At 72.2% G+C, this 19,114-nt stretch carries 21 protein-coding genes and 3 tRNA genes; 13 read left to right on the top strand and 11 right to left on the bottom strand.

Annotated features, from left to right (window positions below; translation table 11 throughout):
• Positions 1-56: 56 nt before the first annotated feature.
• On the bottom strand, positions 57-593 hold the full coding sequence (locus tag LNK82_RS08190; RefSeq protein ID WP_230566333.1) for a CGNR zinc finger domain-containing protein: 537 nt from the start codon (positions 591-593) through the stop codon (positions 57-59).
• Positions 594-745: 152 nt separating this feature from the next.
• On the opposite strand from LNK82_RS08190, the gene LNK82_RS08185 reads away from it, so the two are divergent.
• The 8 genes from LNK82_RS08185 to LNK82_RS08150 all read left to right on the top strand — a co-directional run bounded on the left by LNK82_RS08185 (position 746) and on the right by LNK82_RS08150 (position 9,785).
• Positions 746-1,270, top strand: a complete 525-nt coding sequence (locus LNK82_RS08185; RefSeq protein ID WP_230566332.1) for a PadR family transcriptional regulator — start codon at positions 746-748, stop codon at positions 1,268-1,270.
• Positions 1,267-1,968: an ABC transporter ATP-binding protein gene (locus LNK82_RS08180; protein ID WP_230566331.1), complete on the top strand. Its 702-nt coding sequence runs from the start codon at positions 1,267-1,269 to the stop codon at positions 1,966-1,968. Before LNK82_RS08185 ends, LNK82_RS08180 begins: the two co-directional genes overlap by 4 nt.
• Positions 1,965-4,268 carry an FtsX-like permease family protein gene (locus tag LNK82_RS08175; RefSeq protein ID WP_230566330.1) on the top strand — a complete coding sequence of 768 codons (2,304 nt, stop codon included), beginning with the start codon at positions 1,965-1,967 and terminating at the stop codon, positions 4,266-4,268. The genes LNK82_RS08180 and LNK82_RS08175 overlap by 4 nt, the downstream gene beginning before the upstream one ends.
• Before the next feature lie 161 nt (positions 4,269-4,429).
• Positions 4,430-6,604, top strand: a complete 2,175-nt coding sequence (locus LNK82_RS08170) for an FtsX-like permease family protein (protein ID WP_230566329.1) — start codon at positions 4,430-4,432, stop codon at positions 6,602-6,604.
• Positions 6,605-6,692: 88 nt separating this feature from the next.
• Positions 6,693-7,232: an RNA polymerase sigma factor gene (locus LNK82_RS08165; protein ID WP_230566328.1), complete on the top strand. Its 540-nt coding sequence runs from the start codon at positions 6,693-6,695 to the stop codon at positions 7,230-7,232.
• Complete coding sequence (locus LNK82_RS08160; protein ID WP_230566327.1) at positions 7,229-7,654, top strand: hypothetical protein; 426 nt, start codon at positions 7,229-7,231, stop codon at positions 7,652-7,654. Before LNK82_RS08165 ends, LNK82_RS08160 begins: the two co-directional genes overlap by 4 nt.
• Entirely contained in the window at positions 7,651-8,544 is an 894-nt protein-coding gene (locus tag LNK82_RS08155; protein WP_230566326.1) for a CHAT domain-containing protein, read from the top strand. Before LNK82_RS08160 ends, LNK82_RS08155 begins: the two co-directional genes overlap by 4 nt.
• A 335-nt stretch (positions 8,545-8,879) precedes the next feature.
• Complete coding sequence (locus tag LNK82_RS08150; protein WP_230566325.1) at positions 8,880-9,785, top strand: hypothetical protein; 906 nt, start codon at positions 8,880-8,882, stop codon at positions 9,783-9,785.
• A gap of 587 nt (positions 9,786-10,372) precedes the next feature.
• Here the strand turns inward: LNK82_RS08150 and yczR are convergent.
• The gene (gene yczR / locus LNK82_RS08145; RefSeq protein WP_230566324.1) at positions 10,373-11,833 is read right to left on the bottom strand and encodes a MocR-like transcription factor YczR; all 1,461 of its coding nucleotides are present in this window, start codon (positions 11,831-11,833) and stop codon (positions 10,373-10,375) included.
• A 61-nt stretch (positions 11,834-11,894) separates the two neighbouring features.
• On the opposite strand from yczR, the gene yczE reads away from it, so the two are divergent.
• The gene (yczE, locus tag LNK82_RS08140) at positions 11,895-12,524 is read left to right on the top strand and encodes a membrane protein YczE (protein WP_230566323.1); all 630 of its coding nucleotides are present in this window, start codon (positions 11,895-11,897) and stop codon (positions 12,522-12,524) included.
• Here yczE and LNK82_RS08135 read toward each other — a convergent pair.
• Both LNK82_RS08135 and LNK82_RS08130 read right to left on the bottom strand, forming a co-directional pair.
• Entirely contained in the window at positions 12,493-13,029 is a 537-nt protein-coding gene (locus LNK82_RS08135) for a Clp protease N-terminal domain-containing protein (RefSeq protein ID WP_230566322.1), read from the bottom strand. The two genes, yczE and LNK82_RS08135, sit on opposite strands and share 32 nt — an antisense overlap.
• A complete protein-coding gene (locus LNK82_RS08130) occupies positions 13,026-13,238 on the bottom strand; it encodes a helix-turn-helix domain-containing protein (protein ID WP_106616971.1) in 213 nt (70 codons plus the stop codon). Before LNK82_RS08130 ends, LNK82_RS08135 begins: the two co-directional genes overlap by 4 nt.
• Before the next feature lie 65 nt (positions 13,239-13,303).
• On the opposite strand from LNK82_RS08130, the gene LNK82_RS08125 reads away from it, so the two are divergent.
• Positions 13,304-14,053, top strand: a complete 750-nt coding sequence (locus tag LNK82_RS08125; RefSeq protein WP_230566321.1) for a protein phosphatase 2C domain-containing protein — start codon at positions 13,304-13,306, stop codon at positions 14,051-14,053.
• Positions 14,054-14,097: 44 nt separating this feature from the next.
• Here the strand turns inward: LNK82_RS08125 and LNK82_RS08120 are convergent.
• The 4 genes from LNK82_RS08120 to LNK82_RS08105 form a co-directional block, all read right to left on the bottom strand.
• Positions 14,098-14,174, bottom strand: a tRNA-Phe gene (locus LNK82_RS08120).
• A gap of 35 nt (positions 14,175-14,209) precedes the next feature.
• Positions 14,210-14,283 (bottom strand) — tRNA-Asp (locus tag LNK82_RS08115).
• A 51-nt stretch (positions 14,284-14,334) separates the two neighbouring features.
• Positions 14,335-14,407: transfer RNA gene (locus LNK82_RS08110), tRNA-Glu, on the bottom strand.
• A 222-nt stretch (positions 14,408-14,629) separates the two neighbouring features.
• Complete coding sequence (locus tag LNK82_RS08105; RefSeq protein WP_123745109.1) at positions 14,630-14,875, bottom strand: hypothetical protein; 246 nt, start codon at positions 14,873-14,875, stop codon at positions 14,630-14,632.
• A gap of 164 nt (positions 14,876-15,039) precedes the next feature.
• Between LNK82_RS08105 and LNK82_RS08100 the strand changes: the two genes are divergently transcribed.
• Together LNK82_RS08100 and LNK82_RS08095 are read left to right on the top strand one after the other, a co-directional pair.
• Positions 15,040-15,441 carry a hypothetical protein gene (locus LNK82_RS08100; protein ID WP_230566320.1) on the top strand — a complete coding sequence of 134 codons (402 nt, stop codon included), beginning with the start codon at positions 15,040-15,042 and terminating at the stop codon, positions 15,439-15,441.
• Between the two features lie 336 nt (positions 15,442-15,777).
• Positions 15,778-16,017: a hypothetical protein gene (locus LNK82_RS08095; RefSeq protein ID WP_230566319.1), complete on the top strand. Its 240-nt coding sequence runs from the start codon at positions 15,778-15,780 to the stop codon at positions 16,015-16,017.
• Positions 16,018-16,149: 132 nt separating this feature from the next.
• Here the strand turns inward: LNK82_RS08095 and LNK82_RS08090 are convergent, their stop codons facing one another.
• From LNK82_RS08090 to LNK82_RS08080, 3 genes are all read right to left on the bottom strand, one after another.
• Positions 16,150-16,353, bottom strand: a complete 204-nt coding sequence (locus tag LNK82_RS08090) for a cold-shock protein (protein ID WP_015105489.1) — start codon at positions 16,351-16,353, stop codon at positions 16,150-16,152.
• A 213-nt stretch (positions 16,354-16,566) separates the two neighbouring features.
• Entirely contained in the window at positions 16,567-17,394 is an 828-nt protein-coding gene (locus LNK82_RS08085) for a glutamate ABC transporter substrate-binding protein (RefSeq protein WP_230566318.1), read from the bottom strand.
• Positions 17,395-17,560: 166 nt separating this feature from the next.
• Positions 17,561-18,397, bottom strand: a complete 837-nt coding sequence (locus LNK82_RS08080) for an oxygenase MpaB family protein (RefSeq protein WP_230566317.1) — start codon at positions 18,395-18,397, stop codon at positions 17,561-17,563.
• Between the two features lie 128 nt (positions 18,398-18,525).
• Between LNK82_RS08080 and LNK82_RS08075 the strand changes: the two genes are divergently transcribed.
• The gene (locus tag LNK82_RS08075; RefSeq protein WP_230566316.1) at positions 18,526-19,044 is read left to right on the top strand and encodes an excalibur calcium-binding domain-containing protein; all 519 of its coding nucleotides are present in this window, start codon (positions 18,526-18,528) and stop codon (positions 19,042-19,044) included.
• Positions 19,045-19,114: the final 70 nt, after the last annotated feature.

The raw sequence follows: 19,114 nt of genomic DNA, 5'->3' as shown, positions 1-19,114 counted from the left end.
CGTGTCGAACGCTCGGGTCCCGCGTGTCGAACGCTCGGGTACCCCGAGTTCCGCGTTCAGGTCACGCTCAGCGCGCGCCGTTCCCGCCAGTTGCGCGCCTTCTCCCGGTTGCCGCACGTCTGCATCGAGCACCAGGTGCGCGAGCGGTTGCGCGAGCGGTCGAAGAACGCCCACCGGCAGTCGTCCGCCTGGCAGATCTTGAACCGCTCCCACGACCCGAGCACGGCCAGCCGCGCCGCCGCGCCGAGCACCGCGCCGAGCGCGTCGGTGCTGGACATGGTCGGTACGCCGTGGCTGAGGTCGACGCGGATCAAGCCCGCGACGGGGGTCGGATCGGGTCCGTCGTGCCGTTCACCCAGCGAGGCCCGCAGCGAGGCGCGGACGGCGCGGACCTCTTGCGGATCACCCGCCCGGCCGAGGCCGCGTTCGGTGACCCACGCGCGCCAGGCGGCGGCGCTGTCCAACACGTCCGTGCCGAGTTCGAGGTCTCGGGTGTTCAGGAAAGCGAGCAGCAGCTCCACATCGTGTTCCGCATCGCCGGCTCGACCCTGCGTGAAAGCCGCGTGGTCCCAGCCGGCCGCCAGACCAGTCACCCCTCCACTGTAGGCGTCGGAGCCTCGCGATGTGGCGAAGTAACCGTCAAACCATCACGATCGGTTACTCCCGCTGCCCGGTCGGACCAGTGGCCTGCCTGCGCCGATCGGGCTATGAACCGTGTGTATACCTCGTGTGTATAGTGCCTGGCATGTCGATCGGACACACCCTGCTGGGACTGCTGGAAAAGGGTCCACGGCACGGCTACGACCTCAAGAAGGCCTACGACGAGCGCTTCGGCCAAGGCCGCCCGCTGCACTACGGGCAGGTCTACACCACGCTCTCGCGCCTGCTCCGCAACGGCCTCGTCGAGGAGGCGGGCGTCGAATCGGGCGACGGTCCGGAGCGCAAGCGCTACGCGATCACGGACGCGGGCGTGACGGACGTGGAGCACTGGCTCGGCACGCCGGAGAGCCCCGAGCCCTACCTGCAGAACACGCTCTACGCGAAGGTCGTGCTGGCCCTGCTGTCCGGTCGCAGCGCGGACGACGTGCTCGACGTCCAGCGCGCCGCCCACCTGAGCACGATGCGCGAGCTGACCAAGCGCAAGGCCGAGGGCGACCTCGCCGACCAGCTGATCTGCGACCACGCCCTGTTCCACCTCGAAGCCGACCTGCGCTGGCTGGAGCTCACCGCCGCGCGCCTCGGCAGGCTCAAGACGGCGGTGATCAAGTGAGCGACGACCCGACGACCGGCGCGCGGACCCTGCTGGAGGCCGTCGACCTGCACAAGTCGTTCGGCCCCACGCCCGCGCTGGACGGCGCCGGCCTGAGCGTGCGCGCGGGCGAGGTGGTGGCCGTGATGGGCCCGTCCGGCTCCGGCAAGTCCACCCTGCTGCACTGCCTGGCCGGCATCCTCACGCCCGACCGCGGCACCGTGCGCTACCGCGACGTGGAGCTCAGCGCGATGGGCGACGGCCCGCGCAGCGAGCTGCGCCGCACCGACTTCGGGTTCGTGTTCCAGTTCGGCCAGCTGGTGCCGGAGCTGACCTGCCTGGAGAACGTGGCGCTGCCCCTGCGGCTGGGTTCGGTGAAGCGCAAGGAGGCCGAGTCCCGCGCCCGCGAGTGGCTGGAGCGGCTGGAGGTCTCCGACGTCGCGGACAAGCGCCCCGGCGAGACGTCCGGCGGCCAGGGCCAGCGCGTCGCCGTGGCACGCGCCCTGGTCACGGGACCGCGCGTGGTCTTCGCCGACGAGCCGACCGGCGCGCTCGACTCGCTCAACGGCGAACGCGTGATGCAGTTGCTGGTCACCGCGGCGAAGGAGACCAACGCGGCGGTGGTGCTGGTGACGCACGAGGCGCGGGTGGCCGCCTACTCCGACCGCGAGGTCGTGGTGCGCGACGGCAAGTCCCGCGAGATGGAGCCCGTCACGTGAGGCAGTGGTTCGCCGACCTCGCGCTCGGCGTCCGGCTGGCCGTCGGCGGCGGGCGCACGTCGTGGGTCCGGCTGGCGTTGACCGGCGCGGGCATCGGCCTCGGCGTGGCCGTGCTGCTGGCCGCGTCGTCGGTGACGACCGTGCTGACCGAGCGCGCCGAGCGGCAGTCCGCGGCCGGGCCCGTCTACGCCGAGGAGGTGTCGGGCGACGTGCTCTACATGACGTTCTGGAACACCGACTACCGCGGCGTCGCGATCACCGGGAACTTCGTCCGCGGCACCGGCACCGGCGCGCCGGTGCCGCCGGGCACGTCGAGGGTGCCCGGCGACGGCGAGATCCTCGTGTCGCCCGCGTTGGCGGACCTGCTGGCCGCGCCGGACGGCGAGCTGCTGCGGGAGCGGTTCCCGCAGCAGGTGGTCGGCACGATCGGGAAGGCCGGCCTGACCGCGCCGCACGACCTGAAGTTCTACGCCGGTGACGCGTCCGTCGGGGAGGACGGGAAGAACGCGATCACCCGCTTCGGCGGCGAGGTGACCGATCGCGAGGTCGAGCCGGTGCTGATCCTGCTGGTCATGGTCGGCTCGGTCGCGCTGCTGTTCCCCGTGCTGGTGTTCGTCGGCATCACCACCCGCTTGGCGGGCGCCGAACGGGACCGGAGGCTGGCGGCGTTGCGGCTGGTCGGCGCGGGCTCGCACCGGGTGCGCCGGATCGCGGCCGGTGAGGCGTTGCTGGGCGCGTTCGTCGGGCTGGCCGTCGGCGCGGCGCTGTTCTTCACCGCACGGCAGTTCGTCGAGGACGTGAGGCTGCTCGGGATCAGCGTGTTCGTCGGCGACCTGACGCCGTGGCCGCCGCTGGCGGTGCTGATCGCGGTGCTGGTGCCCGTCCTGGCGGTGGTGACGTCGGTGGTCGCCATGCGCCGCACGGTGATCGAGCCGCTGGGCGTGGTGCGCCACACGAAGCCGGTGCGGCGGGTGCTGTGGTGGCGCGTGGCGCCGATCGCCCTCGGCGTGGTCGCGCTGCTCACGCAGGCCGGCGCGTTCGGCGGTGAGGTGGCCCAGGGGTCCGACGTGATCGTGATCGGCGGGATCATCCTGCTCCTGCTGGGCATCCCGGTGCTGCTGCCGTGGGTGGTCGAACGCGCGGTGGGCCGGTTGCGCGGCGGCGCGCCGTCGTGGCAGCTGGCGATCCGCAGGCTCCAGCTGGAGAGCGGCACGGCGGCGCGCGTGGTCGGCGGCGTGGCCGTGGTCCTGGCGGGCGGGATCGCCCTGCAGTCCGTGATGGCCAGCGCGCAGACCAGGATCATCGACCGGCCGACGCCGGAGGCGGACAAGGGCCGGATCGTGGTCGGCCTGCAGGACTCGCCGCCCGACGTGGCCGAGCAGGTCACCGCCACGCTGGCGCGGACGGCCGGCGTGCGGGAGGTGCACCCGACGCAGGGCGTGACGCTCAAGGCGGGCGAGGACCAGTACCACATGGCGACGGTCGGCACCTGTGAGGCGCTCCGGATGCAGGCGGTGCTGCCGAGCTGCCAGGACGGCGACACCTTCTTCCTCTCGCCCGGTTCCCCGCACCGTTCCGGCTACGTGGAGCTCGAGGCGGGCCAACAGGTCTCGGTGCTCGTGGGCGGCGGGGACGAGACCTCGCAGGCTCCACAGTGGACGATCCCCGCCTTCACCGAAGTCAAGCCGCCCGACGACGACACGTCCCTGTACCGGGCGGGTCTGCTGGTCACCCCGGCGGCGGCGCGGGACCTGCCCGTCGACCCCGACAACTCCAGCGTGCAGGTGCTGGTGGACCCGGAGCAGCCGGACATCGCCGAGCACGTCCGCAACGCCTTGGCCCCGCTGACGTGGCGCGCCTACACGGCGTACTTCGGCGAGGTCGACCAGTCCGAACGGGTGAAGGAGTTCCAGAGCATCCGGCAGGCCCTGCTGGCGGGTTCGCTGATCACGTTGCTGCTGGCGGGCGCGAGCCTGCTCGTGCTGGCGCTGGAGCAGGTCCGCGAGCGCAGGCGACCGCTGGCCGTGCTGGCGGCGAGCGGTGTGCCGCGCGGCGCGCTGAGCCGGTCCCTGCTCTGGCAGAACGCCGTGCCGCTGCTGTTGGCGCTGGTCGTGGCCGTGGGCGTGGGCGGCGGGCTGTCGGTCCTGCTGCTGCGGATCATCTCCCAGCCGATCGTGCTCGACTGGGCGGGCATCGGGCTGCTCAGCGGCGCGGCGGCCCTGATGGTCGTGGTCGTGACGCTCCTGTCGCTCCCGTCGCTGCGACGGGCCACCGGCGCCCTCGGACTGCGTTCCGAGTAGGTCCGAGGCGGGCGTCGCCGCCCCTGACGCCCCCAAGCCCGGGGCGGCGACGCATCCCGGTCGGCACACCGAAGCCACGTTCCGGTGCTCCGAGACGTCTGAAGAGGTGTGACCCCATTTCCCCGCCACCCCCACCACCTCCCCGACGCGGGAGGCCTTCGATGAGGTGGGCCGCCGACCTGGTCCTCGGCATCCGACTGGCCGTCGGGGGCAGCCGGACGTCGTGGGCCAGGTTGGCGCTCACCGCCGCCGGCGTCGGCCTCGGCGTCACCGTCCTGCTGCTGGCCGCCTCGATCGGCCCCGCGCGGGAGGCCAAGTCCCAACGCGTCCAGGCCGCGTCGGTCGACTCGACGACGGGTGAGGCGAAGCTGAGAGCCCGCCACGTCAGCGTTTCCTGGCAGGGGCGGCTCATCACCGGCGTGGAACTGGCCGCCACCGCGCCCGACGCGCCCCCGCCGCCCGGCGTCGGCCGCATCCCGGGCCCCGGCGAGCTGGTCGTCTCACCCGAGCTGCTCGACCTCATGCGCACCGACGACTCGGTCCGCGCCCGGTTCCCGGAGAGCGTGATCGGCGTGATCGCCGACGCGGGCCTGCCGCGGCCGAAGTCCCTGATCTTCTACGCGGGCCTGCCCGAAGCCCACCACGACAGCGCCCACCCGGCCGCGGGCTTCGGCAGCGACCAGCCGCCGGCCACCCTGCTGCCGATCTACCGGCTGCTGATGGTCGCCGCGATCAGCGCGCTGCTCGTGCCGCTCGGCATCTTCGTCCTGGTCGCCACCCGCCTCGGCGCGACCGGCCGGGCGCAGCGCCTGGCCGCGATCCGGCTGGTCGGCGCGTCGCGCACGCAGATCCGCTGGATCGCGAGCGGCGAGACGTTGACCGGCGCGGTGCTCGGGCTGCTCGTCGGCGTGGCGCTGTTCTTCGCCGCACGGCCCCTCGCCCGGTTCATCGAGGTCGAGGGGGTCGGCTTCTTCCCGACCGATCTGCTGCCCGACCCGCTGCTCGGCGCGCTGATCGCGGTGGGCGTGCCGGTGGTGGCCGTCGTGTCGGCGCTGCTCGCGCTGCGCACGGAGGACGTCGGCCCGCTCGGCCTGTCCCGCGCCGTCGAACTGCCGCGCCACCGCACGTGGTGGCGGTTCGGGCTGATCGGCGCGGGTGCCGTGCTCATCGTGGTGATCTCGGCGAACGGCAACTACTGGCAGGTGATGGCCGACACGCGCTTGGCCGTCGGGCTCGGCGTCGGCATCGCGCTGGTCCTCGCGGGCACGGGCGCGGTGCTGCCGTGGCTGGTCGGGCAGGTCGCCCACCGCCTCGAACCGGACGGCGTCGCGCCGCTGCTCGCCCTGCGGACCCTCCGCTTCGACGCGGGCACGCCCCGCGTGCTGTCCGGCGTCGTGGTGGTGCTGACCGGCTCGCTGACGTTGCAGGTCCTGCTCGGCGTGGCGGCCCAGTTCACCCCCGGACCGCCCTCGGGCACCCCGGACCGCTGGGTGCTCGACCTGCCCGAGCGCGCCTCCGTCCGGTCGCTGGAGGAGGCGATCGCGCTGGTCGGTGGCGTGCGGCAGGTCAGCGAGGTGCGACAGCACGCGATCGCGGGCGGCAGCGTCGTCACCAGCACCGACTGCGCCGAGATCACCGAGCGCCTCGACGTCGCGGACTGCGTGAACGGCGCCGCGTATCTGGTCGGTGACGGCCCGGAACCCGGCGCCAGGATCAGGATCAACGGGCGGGAATGGGTCGTGCCGCAGTACAAGGAGGCGAGCGGCGACCTCTGGGGGCTGGTCGTGGCGGGCGGCGCCGATCCCGTGCTCGCCTCCGTGCCGCCGACCGAGCTGGTCGTGCGCGGCGACCCGGACGAGTCGTTCGGTGACCGCCTGATGGCCGCCACCGCCCGCGCCGACCGTGGCGTCACGCTGCGCCGCCAGTTCGAGGCCGGGCAGGTCGAGCTGTTCGCGTCCCTGCGCAGCGGCGTGATCGGCGGCTCGGTGCTGCTCACCCTGCTGGCCGTGATCGGCCTCGCGGCGGCGGCCGTCGACCAGGTCTTCGAACGCCGCCGCCCCACCGCGGTGCTGGCCGCGAACGGCGTGCCGCCGAAGGTCCTGGCGGTGTCCGCGCTGTGGCAGTCGGCGATACCCGCGGCGCTCGGCATCGGGCTGGCCATCCCGATCGGCCTCGGCACGGCGTGGCTCGTCGCGCCGTCCGGGCGGTTCCGGGTCGACTGGACCGAGATCGCCACCACGGTCGCCGCCGCGGCGGTCGTCGTGCTCGTGGTGTCGCTGTGCACGCTGCCCGCGCTGCGCTCGGCGATCCGCCCCGCCGGCCTGCGAACCGAGTAGCGACGCACGCGAGCGATCGTCGGTTCCGCCGTCCACACCATCGAGCGGCACCGGTATCCCCAGGTCAGACCAGGTGCTCTCAAGGAGCATGCATGATCGGAACAACACTGAGCTGCTCGTGCGCGCCGGCTGTGGCGACGCCGCCGCGTGGCACGAGATCGTCCGCCGGTACGCGCGCCTGGTGTGGGCCGTGCCGCGGTCGCACCGGCTGAGCCCGGAGGACGCGGCCGACGTCTGCCAGGCCACCTGGCTCGCGCTGGCCGAGAACCTGTCCCGCATCCGACGCCCCGAGCGGCTGGGCGCGTGGCTGGTCACGACCACCCGGCGCGAGACGCTGACCGTGCTGCGGCTGCGCGGCCGTGAGGTGCCGCTCGACCGGTGGGACGCCGCCGACGACGGGCCGACGCCGGAGGAGCGCGCGCTGGCCCGCGACGCCGGGTTGTGGCACGCGTACGCGACGCTGACCGACCGTTGCCGGGAGATCCTGCGGTTGGCGGCGTTCGCGCCGGAGCTGTCGTTCACGCAGGTCGCCGAGGCGGTCGGGATCCCGGTCAACAGCCTGGGCGCCACGCGCGGCCGGTGCCTGGCCGTGCTGCGCCGGCGCCTCGGTGCGGAGGTGCCCCGATGACCGGTCCGACGCTCGTCGCGTCGACCGACCGGGAACTGCTGGACGCCCTCGCGCTGGTGGTGGACGACCGCGACCCGATGCCACGTGCCCTGGTCGCCCGGGCGTGGTCCGCGCTGGTCGAACGCACCGACGCGGTCACCGCGCGGTTGTTGTCCGACTCGGTCCACGTCGATCCCGGGAGGCCTCGCCGGTTGGTGTTCGCCGGGCTCGACCTGCGGCTCGACCAGGTGGCCGGCGGTCTGCGGGTCAGCGGGTCGGCTCGGGCGGGCGCGCTGGTGGTCGCGCGGTGGCCGGGAGGTGAGGTGACGGCGCAGGTCGACGAGGTCGGCCGGTTCTACGTCGAACGGGTGCCGTTCGGGCCGGTCAGGTTCGTGCTGCGCGGCGCGGGCCGCGATCACGCCACGCCGTGGTTCGTCGCATGATGGACCGGGACCGGATCACGCGGCTGGAACAGGAGATCCGCGTGCTGTCGCGGTCGGCGGCGGTGGGTCGGCCGGCCGTGCCGCTGAACGACGTGGTCGACGCGGTGGGCGAGCGGGCGTTGCTGGTCTTCATCAGCCACCGGGAGCGGTTGGTCGGCGTGTCCGTCGCCGGTCGGCGGGTCGGGCTGCACGACTTCGGCGAGGCCCGGACCGTCGCGCGGCACGCCCGTTCGCTGCCGTCGGCCGACGCGGTGGCCGGTCTGGACCGCCTCCTGCGGCCGGCCGGCGACCGTGCGCTGGTCGTGGTGCCGAGTCCGGAGTTGGCGCGGGTGCCGTGGGCGGCGCTGCCGTCGGCCCGCGGGCGGGCGCTGTCGGTCGCGCCGTCGGTGAGCTGCTGGTTCCGCGCCGCCACGCGGCCGTTGGCCCTGGCGAACCGCCTTTGGGTGGCCGGGCCGTCGCGCCCGCACGCGCGTCGGGAGGTCGAGGCGTTGCGGCGCGTGCACGGCGGGCGGATCGGGTTCACGGTGGACGACGCGCTGCGGGGAATGGTGGTGGCGGACGTAGTGCACATCGCGGCCGATGGCGTGCGCCAAGACGAATTGTTTTCGTATCTGCAATTGGGTGACGGTCCGTTGCACGGGCACGATCTCGACGGCTTGGCGCGTGCGCCTTCGGTGGTGGTGCTCTCGGCGTGCGGGTCGGGATTGGCGCCGGTGTTGTTGCGGCGTGGCGCGCGGGTCGTCGTGGAGAGCGTGCGGGCGGTGCCGGGTGACCGGGTGGTGGACCTGATGGTCGACTTGCACGCGAACCTGGCGAACCCGGCGCAAGCGCTTGCCGACGCGCAGGTCCGGCACGGTGACCTCGGCTTCGTCTGCGTTGGCGCGGGGTGACCGTGCGACCTTCCGTCACCTATTTGAGTGACGCCCGAATAGGTGGTTCGGGCCAGGGGTGTCGAAATCGCCGGTCACCCGGTTCGGTATCGGTCCACAGCGGACACCGAACAGGCGTCCACAACGGACAATTCACGCCATCACACCATCAGGCGGACACGACGGACTGTGTTCACGGATGGGTGGGGCGACACGGACAGCCGCACGGCACCGCCCTTCCGAGTGGGTTCCGCCGGAGAACGTTCGAAAATGCGGTTCCCAGTGCTAGACATAGCAGAACGTCGACCTCGAACGGTCCGTCCCGTTCGCCTTACCCGGAACGGTGGTGATCCACAGTGGCAGCTCCCAACGCGGTCCGCCGGGGTGGATCCCTGCTGCTCCGGATGCTCGCCGTGAGCGGGTTGGCGGCGGCGGCGTGGTTCGTGTGCACCGGGGTCGCGTCGGCCGGCGAAGACCACCCGGACGAGGCGGCGAAGACCCTCGACACGGTGAACGTGGCGATCGACGAGCAGCAGACCGCAGCCGCCGACCTGCTCGCGTCAGCCGTGCCCGCCGAGGTGGCGCCGTACACCGGCGTCGCCGTCGCGCCCCAGCCGTTCGGGTCATCGTCGCTCGGGTCGTCATCGCTCGGCGGTGTGGACCCGGCCGCGGTCGAGTCCGTGCCCATGGCCGTGATGACCGACGAGCCGGAACCGGCGGCCGACCGCGACCAGGAGCCGTACCCCGAGTCGTCCTCCGGCACCGGTGGTTACAGCTACTCGGGCGGTTACTCGAGCGGCTACAGCCACTCGGGCACGGCGTCGAACACGATGCCCGCGCCGCTGTACGAGGCGAAGGTGGCCGAGAAGGCCGCCGCGCGTGCGGCGGTCGTCGAGGCTCAGGCGCCGGTGGCCCCGCAGCCCGTTGCGGTGGCCGCACCGACCCGCGTGAACGTCCTGCCCGCGCCGAGCGCCCCACCGTCACCGGTCACCTCCCCGGTCACCCCGAACGCCGAGGTGATCTGGGAGGTGCCGGAGCCGAGCGCTCCCGCGCCGACGCCGAAGCAGGCGCCCGCGCCGAGCGCGCCGACGGCGTCCTCGGGCAGCGCGGACAGCGGCGGCGGTGGCCACCGGGGCGGCGTGATCGCGTCGTTGACGGGGCAGGCCGACCTCAAGCCGTTCGCCGCGTGGTCGGCCGAGCGGTGGGACGACGGCAGGTCCCCGGGCAGCGTTCCAGGGCTGCCCAGCACATCGCCCGACTGAGGTCCGACGGGATCCGTGTGCCCTGAGCACGCGCGACCAAACACCGCCTGACCTGGTCTTTTCGCGCACATCACGTTTGTTGACGCCTGTCGCGCACCACCCAAGGGTTCCCGTCCTGCCAACCGCGCCCTGGCAGGACGGGCCAGGTCCCGTCGCCGCGCTGCCCCCGCGAGCGCTGGGACCGAACGGGAACCTGCGGCAGGGGACGCCACTCCCTGGAGCGTCCCCGCCGCAGGTCCACGAACCGCCGTCGGGCTCCGGCTCAACGAGGGGCTGCGCCGGATCCCGACGGCCCGGACTAACACGATCGGGTGGTCCTCACCGAAATATGTACGGAAACACCGTTACCGCCCCTCGGTTAAACCATGAGGACCCCCGCCAACCACCCCCCACGTCCACGCACCCACCCCGACCACCGCCCACCCGTCCCCAACCTGCCCACCCCACGCCCCGCCACCGACCACCGCCGCCACCCTGAACCCGACCCCAACCCCGGACCACAACCCCCGGCCGCCACCTCCCGACCCCGACCTCCCATCGCCCGGCCGCGACACCCCGCCACCGGACCCGCACGAACCGCCGGTCCGCTAGGCGACCGGCACGGCGAGATCGGCGTCGGTGAGCACCGTGGAGCCCGTGACGGATGCGGCCACCAGGCCCAGACGCCGGACGGCATCACGCAGGACGTCCGGTGATTGCACGAACGGCAGGCGCAGCCAGCGTTCGAACCCGCCGTGGGCACCGAAGCGCGAGCCCGGCGCGAGGCGGATGCCGTGGTTCTGGGCTACGACGGCGATGCGCGTGCTCACCGGCGCGTCCAGCTCGCACCACACGCTGAGCCCGCCCTCCGGCCTGCGGAAACGCCACGTCGGGCAGTGCTCGCGCAGGCCCTCGATGAGCACGTCGCGCTGGGCCGCCAGCTGGGCCCGCCGGTCCCGCAGCGCGGGTTCGGGGTCGGCCAGCAGTTCGGCCAGCACCAGCTGGTCGACCACCGCCGAGCCCAGGTCGAGGGCGGTGCGGGTGGAGATCAGGCGGTGGACCACCTCGGTCGACGCGCGGATCCAGCCGATCCGCAAGCCGCCCCAGTGGGACTTGCTGGCCGAGCCCAGGGTCACGACCAGGTCGTCCGCGAACGTCGCCATCGGCGGCGGGCCGTCCAGCGGGTCGCCGTCCAGGTCCAGTTCGACGACCGTCTCGTCCACCACCAGCGGCGTGCGGGCGCGGCGGGCCGTGTCGGCCAGTTCGGCCCGGCCCTCGGCGTCCAGGCGGTGCGCGGTGGGGTTGTGGAAGTCCACCACGACGTACGCCATCCGCGGTGCGGCTTGGCGGAGGGCGGCGGCGATCCCGGGCAGGTCCCAGCCGGTCTCCGTCATCGCGACCGGCACCGGGATGGCGGAGACGGCCTTGATCGCGTCCAGCGCGTTCGGGTAGCTCGGCTGCTCCACCAGCACCCGGTCACCCGGACCGGTGAACAGGCGCAGGGTCAGCGCCAACGCGTGCTGCGCGCCGCTGGTCACCACGATCTGGTCCGGCGACGTCGGCAGACCGCGCGCCGCGTACCGCGCCGCGATGCGTTCCCGCAGCTCGGGCACCCCGTGCTCGTAGTACCCGTGATCAGCCAGGTGCTCCGGCAGGTACCGCCGGACCTGGTCGAACGCCGCCAGCACGCCCGGCAGCGCGGGCGGCGCGGCCCGCGCGAAGTCGACCATGCTGTGCCCCACCAACGGGGTGTCCGGGGCGACGCCCAACGTCCCCGTCGGCAGGCTGATCCACGACCCCGCCCCGCGCCGGCTCGCGACCAGCCCTTCCGACCGCAGCTGGTCCAACGCCGCCGTGATCATCGTGCGGCTCACCGGCAGCACCTCGGCCAGCTCGCGTTCCGCGGGCAGCCGGGTGCCGGCGGGCAACCGGCCGTCCAGCACCAGCATCCGGATCGCTGCCGCCAGGTCCGCGGACCCGTGACGTGCGCCACGGCGGCGCCACTCGCCGAGCAGTCGGGCCAGGCGGAAGCCGGATATACGTCCACCTGGTGGGACGTCGGAGTTCATAAGGCCAATTATTGCCGATTGGCTCTGGAATACAAGGCCAATCGACCCGAAAGATGGCCACATGCTCGCCGCACTCACCCAGGTCCCGGTCTCCGTCTCGCCCGTTCGCCGCGTCCCCCAACTGCTGGCGGGGCTGTGGCTCTACGGCGCGAGCATGGCGCTGCAGATCCGCGCCACCCTCGGCCTCGACCCGTGGGACGTGCTGCACGAGGGCCTGACCAAGATCACCGGACTGTCCTTCGGCCTGATCACGGTTATCGTCGGCGCCGTGGTCCTGCTCTGCTGGATCCCGCTCAAGCAGAAACCGGGCGTCGGCACGGTCGCCAACGTGATCGTCATCGGCCTGGCGGTGGACGTCACGCTGTTCCTCCTGCCGACCCCGACCGGGCTCCTGCCGCGCATCCTGTTCCTCACCGCCGGCATCGTGCTGAACGGCCTGGCCGCCGCCACCTACATCGGCGCCCGCCTCGGCCCCGGCCCGCGCGACGGCCTGACGACCGGTTTCTGCGCGCGGACCGGGATCTCGTTGCGCCTGGTGCGCACGGTGGTCGAGGTGGCCGTGCTCGGCATCGGCTGGCTGCTCGGCGGCACGATCGGCGTCGGCACGGTCCTGTACGCCTTCACCATCGGCCCGTTGACCCAGCTGTTCCTCCCGGTGGTCACCTGGGTGAGCGAGCGACCCGCTTCCTGACCTCCACGTAGTTCACGCCACGCGCTCCCAGCACCTCGGCCACCAGCCCGCGCTCCGCCAGCAGCGCCAGCAGCATGTGCTCCTGGCGGAGCGTGCTGTGGCCGAGGTCGCGCGCCTCGACCAGGCTGCGCTCCAACGTCTTCTTGGCCGCCGCCGTGAACGGCAGGTGGTTGCCGAAGAACCGCCGCCGGCGACGGGTCGGCGAACCGGCCAGCGCGCCTTCGCCGTGGCTGCGCTCGACCGACGCCACGATCTGGTCGACGTCGATGCCGAGCCGCCGCAACGCCTCGGTGTCGGCGTCGCTGAGCCCGCCCTTGCGGCGGGCGGCGGCGAACGCGTCCACCACCTCGTCGCGCGCCAGCTCGAACTCGGCCAGGACCGGCGTGTCGAGCAGCGCCAGCGCCAGGTGCTCGGGCCCGATCTCCGGCGCGTCGAGGCGCTCGGCCTGCGCCACGGCGTCGTGGACCGCTTGGCGGGCGGCCCTGGTGAACCGTTCCCCGATCATCGGTGTCCCCCGTGCTTCTTGTGGACGGCCTGTCGGGTGACCCCGAGCTCGGCCGCGATCTCCTGCCAGGACCAGCCGCGGGCGCGGGCGTTGCGCACCTGCACGGCTTCGAGTGTTTCCAGTAGGCGGCGCAGCGCGCTGACCGCTCGCAGCCCGACCCTGGGGTCTTGGTCGCCCGCCGCCGAGGCGAGCTCGGTCGCTTCCGTCATGCCGTCAACTTTGGTTGACACGGCCGGGGTTGTCAACCCAAGTTGACGCACTAGGCTCGGTGACGATGCCGCAGATCGCCACCGCCGAACGGGCCGGAGTGGGCCGCGACGGCCTGCCGCGCCCGACCGAGGACCGGATCGTGCGACTGCCGAACGCCGTGGTGCTGCTGGACGGCGCGACGTCGCCGACCCCTCGTGAACGCGACGGCGGCTGGCACTCCCGCCACCTGGCCGCCGAGCTGACCCACCTCACCGACGACCACGACCTGGCCGACCAGCTCGCCCGCGCCATCGCACGGCTGGCCGCCACGCACGGCCTCACGCCGGGGGACTCGCCGTCCAGCACGGTCGCGATCACGCGCTGGACCGACACCGCCGTGGACGTCCTGGTGCTCGCGGACAGCCCGGTCGTGGTGTTCACCGACACCGGCGTCGAGGTCGTGGCCGACAACCGGCTGCGCGACCAGCGTGGCCGGGTCGACCGGATCACCGACTGGCGCAACCGCGAGCACGGGTGGTGGGTGGCCGAGGCGGACCCGGCCGCCGCGCACGAAGCCGTCCGGGCGAGTTGGCCGCGCGACCGGGTCCGCGCGGTGCTGATGGCGACCGACGGCGTGTCCTGCGGCGTGGACGACTACGGCTTGTTCGCGGACTGGCGGACCGTGTTGCGCATCACGTCGGAAAATGGCCCGGAAGCCGTGCTGGACGAGATCCGCGCGGCCGAAGAGGGTGACGCGGATCGCACGAAGTGGCCCCGGCCGAAAGTGCACGACGATCAGGCGCTGGCGGTCATCCGATTCACCGCCGGGAAATGAGAAAAGCCCCTCGCGCTGAGCGGAGGGGCTTTTCTCTGACGTTCTGGTGGCCAGGGGCGGGGTCGAACCGCCGACCTACCGCTTTTCAGGCGGTCGCTCGTACCAACTGAGCTACCTGGCCAGGTAGCGGATCGACCAACCGGCCGAACTGCCTTGCGACCCAGACGGGACTCGAACCCGCGACCTTCGCCGTGACAGGGCGACGCGCTAACCAACTGCGCCACTGGGCCTTGCTCACTACTTCTTCTTGCCGATCGTCACTGTACTGCACTTGTACTGCGTGCCCCCAACGGGATTCGAACCCGCGCTACCGCCTTGAAAGGGCGGGGTCCTAGGCCGCTAGACGATGGGGACCCAGTTCCTCCGGCAGCCCTTGGGCCACCTTCTTTCCCAGGCCCTCCACGCTGTCCGGTGGAAGCATCGTAAGCATAGGGCACGAGGGTCCACACCTCCAAAACGGGGGTGGCACACGGTGTTGACCTGCGATTCCACCGCCGTTCGACGGCGCGCGGCACCATCCGGGCGTGGCCGGGCCCCTTCGTGGACGAGTCCCGAAGGGGCCGCGGCTTCGTCGTCCTACCGCTGCACGGGCGGCACGCCCCCGTCCTCGCCCGGTGACAGCCCGAGCATGTCGAGCAGCAACCGGCAGTCCTCGGCGCTGGTGGCGCCGCGCGCCACCGACAGCCGTGCCCGGTGCACCTGCTCGTCCGAGATCCTCGACGGTTCACCGGTTCGCTGGGCAGGCACCCCACCGCCGCCCGGCCTGGACATCGTCTCGTCCTGGTTCCACAGGAACTGACGCACTTCTAGAGACCCGCTCATGACGCCTCCCCGACTTGAGGTTGGCGCGAGGCTAAGCGAGCCCATCGAACCACCGCAGCCCCCCGGAGAGTGATTCAGGGGCGACGCAGCGTCACTTTCCGTGTAGGCCACTTGGTGTCAAGCGGCGCGTGATGTGCTTGACGCGAACGAGGAGGGTGCAACCCATGACCGAACCGGTACCGGGGCAGACGCCGGAACCAGCGGTGGCGGACGACGCGATCGCCACGCCGCCGCCCGCAGGCAAGCCCGAAACCGCCGAGCCCGAAACCGCCGAGCCCGAGCCCACCGCGGCGGGCGAGCCCGACACCGCTGACGCCACCGACACCGCCGACCCCAACGGCACCGCCGGAGCCGACGGGCCGCAACCGACGGCGGCGAACCCGCAGGAGCTGTTCGGCAGCCTGTCGCTGTCGGCGATCGAGGCGGACATCGACCGGCTGATGAGCGACAAGATGAGCCAGCTCGACGGGATGCTCGCGGGGTTGGAGGACCTGGTGCAGCGACTGGAGGGCGAGATCACGAACCTCGAGCCGCCGCCGGACGAGTCCGATACCCCCAAGGGGTAGCACCCCGGGCGCGGTCAACGGGCGAAAACGGGCTGAGCACAGGGTTCGGGGCATCGACTACCTGAAGATTTCGGCTCAACCCACTCCCCAGGCCCACGTGCGCGTGCAACAATCCGAATTGCTGACACACCCCCGGTCAGCGCCTGTGGAGATCCCCTCCGGCCCCCGCGTTCCTCCCCCTGGCGCGGGGGCCTCTCCATGCACACATCTGTGACCCAGACCACAGTGTGGCCGGTTCCGCAATCCAACCGTTATCGTGTCGCCGTGCCTCTTGGATCCCTTGGACGGTCGAAGTCGGGCCGGCATCGCCCGCCCGCGCGTGAACAGGAAGAAGCCGTGCCCGCCGACGAGGAGCTGGAGTCGTACCTGGCCGCCCTCGCCCCGGAGACGACGGACCCGGAGACGACGGCCGGCACGAGCTTCGGCACCGCGCAGGTCTACCAGCTCCGCCTCCAGCTCATGGCGAACGAGCAGCTGAAGGAACTGGCCGCCGAGCGGCAGACGTCCCCCCAGGCGCTGGCCACCGAGTGGGTCATGCAGCGGCTGGAGTGGGAAGCCCGCCAGCGCGGCTACTGAGCTCCACCCTCACGGAGCCCGAAACGCCCCGGCACCCGAAGCCGGGCCCGAACGCGAACAGGCCCCCGACCATCCCGGTCGGGGGCCTGCGCTGTTGGTGCGGAAGACGTGGATCGGAACGACCTGCCGCGATCAGACCTTGCGCACGTTCTGGGCCTGCGGACCCTTGGTGCCCTGGCCGATCTCGAACTCGACCCGCTGGTTCTCCTCCAGGGTGCGGAACCCCTGGCCCTGGATTTCCGAGTAGTGCACGAAGACGTCCGGCCCGCCGTTCTCCTGGGCGATGAAGCCGAAGCCCTTCTCGGAGTTGAACCACTTGACAGTGCCCAGTGCCATGTACCTGCCTCCATCGCAGGAAAGCTTGGGGCTGCACCGTGCAGCCCCGGCCGTCCCGGGGCGTTTCCCCCACCGCTCAGGGTGGGGACGGCACGCCCGCGTGTCGTTCCGCGAGCGTGAGACACGAACACAGAAACCACGGCCTGCGTGGCTGAGCGTATCGGTTGGTGACGCCCAGCACTACACCCCCGAAGTCATTCGTCCACCGGACAGCTACTTCTCCGTCACCTTGGGTGGTTCCGGCAGCTGCACGTCGGCCTGACCGATGTTGCGCTCCAGCGCGGACCGCCACTCGCCGGAGCCGACCATCTTCTCGATGGCGGCGCTGACGTCCGACCGGCCCTTGGCGTCGTCCTTGGCCAGGCCGATGCCGTACCGCTCGGTGGTGAACGGGGTGCCGACCAGCTTGAGCAGCTCGGGGTTCTCCGCCACGTACCCGGCGAGGATCACCTCGTCGGTGGTGACCGCGTCGACGTTGGCCGCGAGCAGGGCGACGACGCAGTCGGAGTACTGGCCGTACTCGACCAGCTGCACGTCCTGGGCGAACTGCTCCTTGACCTTCTGCGCGGACGTCGAGCCGGTGACCGAGCAGAGCTTCTTGCCGTTGAGCGTCTCGGGGCCGTTGATCTCGTCGTCGGTGAAGCGGACGAGCACGCCTTGGCCGGTCTCGAAGTACGGGCCGGCGAAGGACACCTGCTCCTTGCGCTTGTCGGTGATCGAGTAGGTGGCGACGACGAAGTCCACCTCGCCGTTGGCGATCAGCTTCTCGCGGTCGGCGGAGCGCGCTTCGCGCCACGTGATGCCGGATTCGTCGACGCCGAGCTGGGCGGCCACGTACTTGGCGACGTCCACGTCGAAGCCGACGTACTTGCCGTCGAGCCTGCGCTGGCCGAGGCCCGGCTGGTCGAACCGGATGCCGATGGTCAGCTCGCCGTCGTCGGCCTTGCCCGCCAGGGTGTCGTCGCTCGCGCCGCCGCACGCGGCGATCAGGGAGAGGGCCGCGACCAGCGCGGTCGCGGGCAGCAGTCGTCGGAACAGCATGAGGTGCGAACCTCTCGGGGTGCTCGGGGGAGCGGCGCGGATCGACGCGCCGGACGTTGGCCATGCTAAGCAAACCGAGCGGTCGTCCAGGTGCGATAAAAGTCGCAGTGGTCCATGCCACTACGCCGTACGGAGCAATCCGCGCTGTGAGTCCGCCTACTACCGGCTAGGACGGGAGGAGCGCCCGCCTCGGCGCAACGCGCAGGCCAAGCCGCCGTATCGCTTTGTTCACGTGACCTTCGGGCACGCCCCAGCGGATCGGTGCGGGCACCACGAGCGCGGCGGCCCGGACGGCGCGCAGCAGGGCCGTGGCGGCGGGTTCGGGGTACGGGCGGTGGCCGTGCAGGGCGATGGCCCACGGGGGCAGCACGGAGTACGCGAGGTGGCCGAGCAGCGGCTCGTAGGCGTCCAGGCCGAGGCGCAGCACGCCGTCCACGGGCGGGCGGTGCAGGAACCGGCACACGACTTCGGAGTCCGGGGTGCGCTTCAGCTCGGGCAGCGTGGCGGCGAAGTAGTCGGCCATCTCCCCGGCGCTGCCGGGCACCTCGTCCTCGTGCAGGCCGACGAGGGCGGCGGTGCGGCGTTGCTCGGTGTAGTAGCGGTCGGCCTGGGCGTCGGTGAGGCGGTAGCCGGCGCGCCGCAGGACGGTGAGGAAGCTGTGCACCTCGGCGCAGTGCACCCAGAGCAGCAGTTCGGGGTCGTCGATGCGGAAGCTGCGGCCGGCGGCGTCCTTCGCGCGCAGGGTGCGGTGCACGCCCCGGACGCGTGCCGCGGCCCGTTCGACCTCTTCGGTGGAGCCGTAGCTGACCGTGCCGACGAAGTCCGCGGTCCGCAGGAGGCGGCCGATCGGGTCCTGCTGGAAGGTGGAGTTCTGCACGACGGCGGCGACGGCGCGCGGGTGCAGCGCCTGGAGGTAGAGGCTCGTGATGCCGGCGACCCACATGGCGGGGTCGGCGTGCAGCTGCCAGGTGACGGTCCCCGGTCCGAGCATCCCCACGTCCACCACTCGATCGTGTCATGGTGTGCCGTTTCCGTCACCCCTTGCGACCTGCCGGAACAGGCTGGGGCGTAACGCCTTCAGCGGTGTGGACGATTCCACGTGACACCGCGGAGCCTGGAACGGGTGTTGGGATGAGCAGTGGCAGGAGTGTCGCCTTCGCCGGCGCGGCGCTGTTACTGGCGACGGGCGCTCTCGTGACGCTGGCGCTCACGGTGAACGAGCCGCGGCCGGTCGACGCGCGCCAGGTGCACCTGAGCCCGGTGGAGCCCGGTGTGCTCAGCGCCACGTACACGACCACGTTGGAGATCGCGCGCTCGACGACGGTTCCCGTGGTGGTCCTGCCGCCCGCGCAGCGGCCCGCGCCGCCGGTGACCACGGTCAGCACCGTCCCCGTGACGACGACGTCCGAGCCGCCTCCGTCGTCCAGCCCGCCGTCGAGCACGACGTCCACGCGTCCGTCGTGGGGGGACAACTGCGACCACTCATACGTGACCGACGGCGCTTGCGTGCCGTGGCGGTTCCCGCGCGGGGTGTCGCGGCCGTGCCAGTGGTTGTACGAGCAGGGCATCACGCGCATCGAGGTGGTCGGCTGGGACCGCCACTACCTCGACCGGGACCGTGACGGGATCGCCTGCGAACGTGCCGACTGACGGTCCGCGCCGACCTGAGCGTTGAACTCGGGGGTCCTGAACGTAGGACACGCGGGTCCTGAGTGTTCGA

Source organism: Saccharothrix luteola (assembly GCF_020859565.1).
Lineage (GTDB): Bacteria > Actinomycetota > Actinomycetes > Mycobacteriales > Pseudonocardiaceae > Actinosynnema > Actinosynnema luteola.
The sequence above is the reverse complement of the archived record's forward strand: the minus strand, read 5'-3'. Positions and strand labels throughout refer to the sequence as shown.

Coding starts and splice junctions, on each gene's coding strand:
- LNK82_RS08185 (WP_230566332.1), top strand. CDS start 746: ATGTCGATCGGACACACCCTGCTGGGACTGCTGGAAAAGGGTCCACGG.
- LNK82_RS08170 (WP_230566329.1), top strand. CDS start 4,430: ATGAGGTGGGCCGCCGACCTGGTCCTCGGCATCCGACTGGCCGTCGGG.
- LNK82_RS08165 (WP_230566328.1), top strand. CDS start 6,693: ATGCATGATCGGAACAACACTGAGCTGCTCGTGCGCGCCGGCTGTGGC.
- LNK82_RS08160 (WP_230566327.1), top strand. CDS start 7,229: ATGACCGGTCCGACGCTCGTCGCGTCGACCGACCGGGAACTGCTGGAC.
- LNK82_RS08155 (WP_230566326.1), top strand. CDS start 7,651: ATGATGGACCGGGACCGGATCACGCGGCTGGAACAGGAGATCCGCGTG.
- yczR (WP_230566324.1), bottom strand. CDS start 11,833: ATGAACTCCGACGTCCCACCAGGTGGACGTATATCCGGCTTCCGCCTG.
- yczE (WP_230566323.1), top strand. CDS start 11,895: ATGCTCGCCGCACTCACCCAGGTCCCGGTCTCCGTCTCGCCCGTTCGC.
- LNK82_RS08135 (WP_230566322.1), bottom strand. CDS start 13,029: ATGATCGGGGAACGGTTCACCAGGGCCGCCCGCCAAGCGGTCCACGAC.
- LNK82_RS08130 (WP_106616971.1), bottom strand. CDS start 13,238: ATGACGGAAGCGACCGAGCTCGCCTCGGCGGCGGGCGACCAAGACCCC.
- LNK82_RS08125 (WP_230566321.1), top strand. CDS start 13,304: ATGCCGCAGATCGCCACCGCCGAACGGGCCGGAGTGGGCCGCGACGGC.
- LNK82_RS08105 (WP_123745109.1), bottom strand. CDS start 14,875: ATGAGCGGGTCTCTAGAAGTGCGTCAGTTCCTGTGGAACCAGGACGAG.
- LNK82_RS08100 (WP_230566320.1), top strand. CDS start 15,040: ATGACCGAACCGGTACCGGGGCAGACGCCGGAACCAGCGGTGGCGGAC.
- LNK82_RS08090 (WP_015105489.1), bottom strand. CDS start 16,353: ATGGCACTGGGCACTGTCAAGTGGTTCAACTCCGAGAAGGGCTTCGGC.
- LNK82_RS08085 (WP_230566318.1), bottom strand. CDS start 17,394: ATGCTGTTCCGACGACTGCTGCCCGCGACCGCGCTGGTCGCGGCCCTC.
- LNK82_RS08075 (WP_230566316.1), top strand. CDS start 18,526: ATGAGCAGTGGCAGGAGTGTCGCCTTCGCCGGCGCGGCGCTGTTACTG.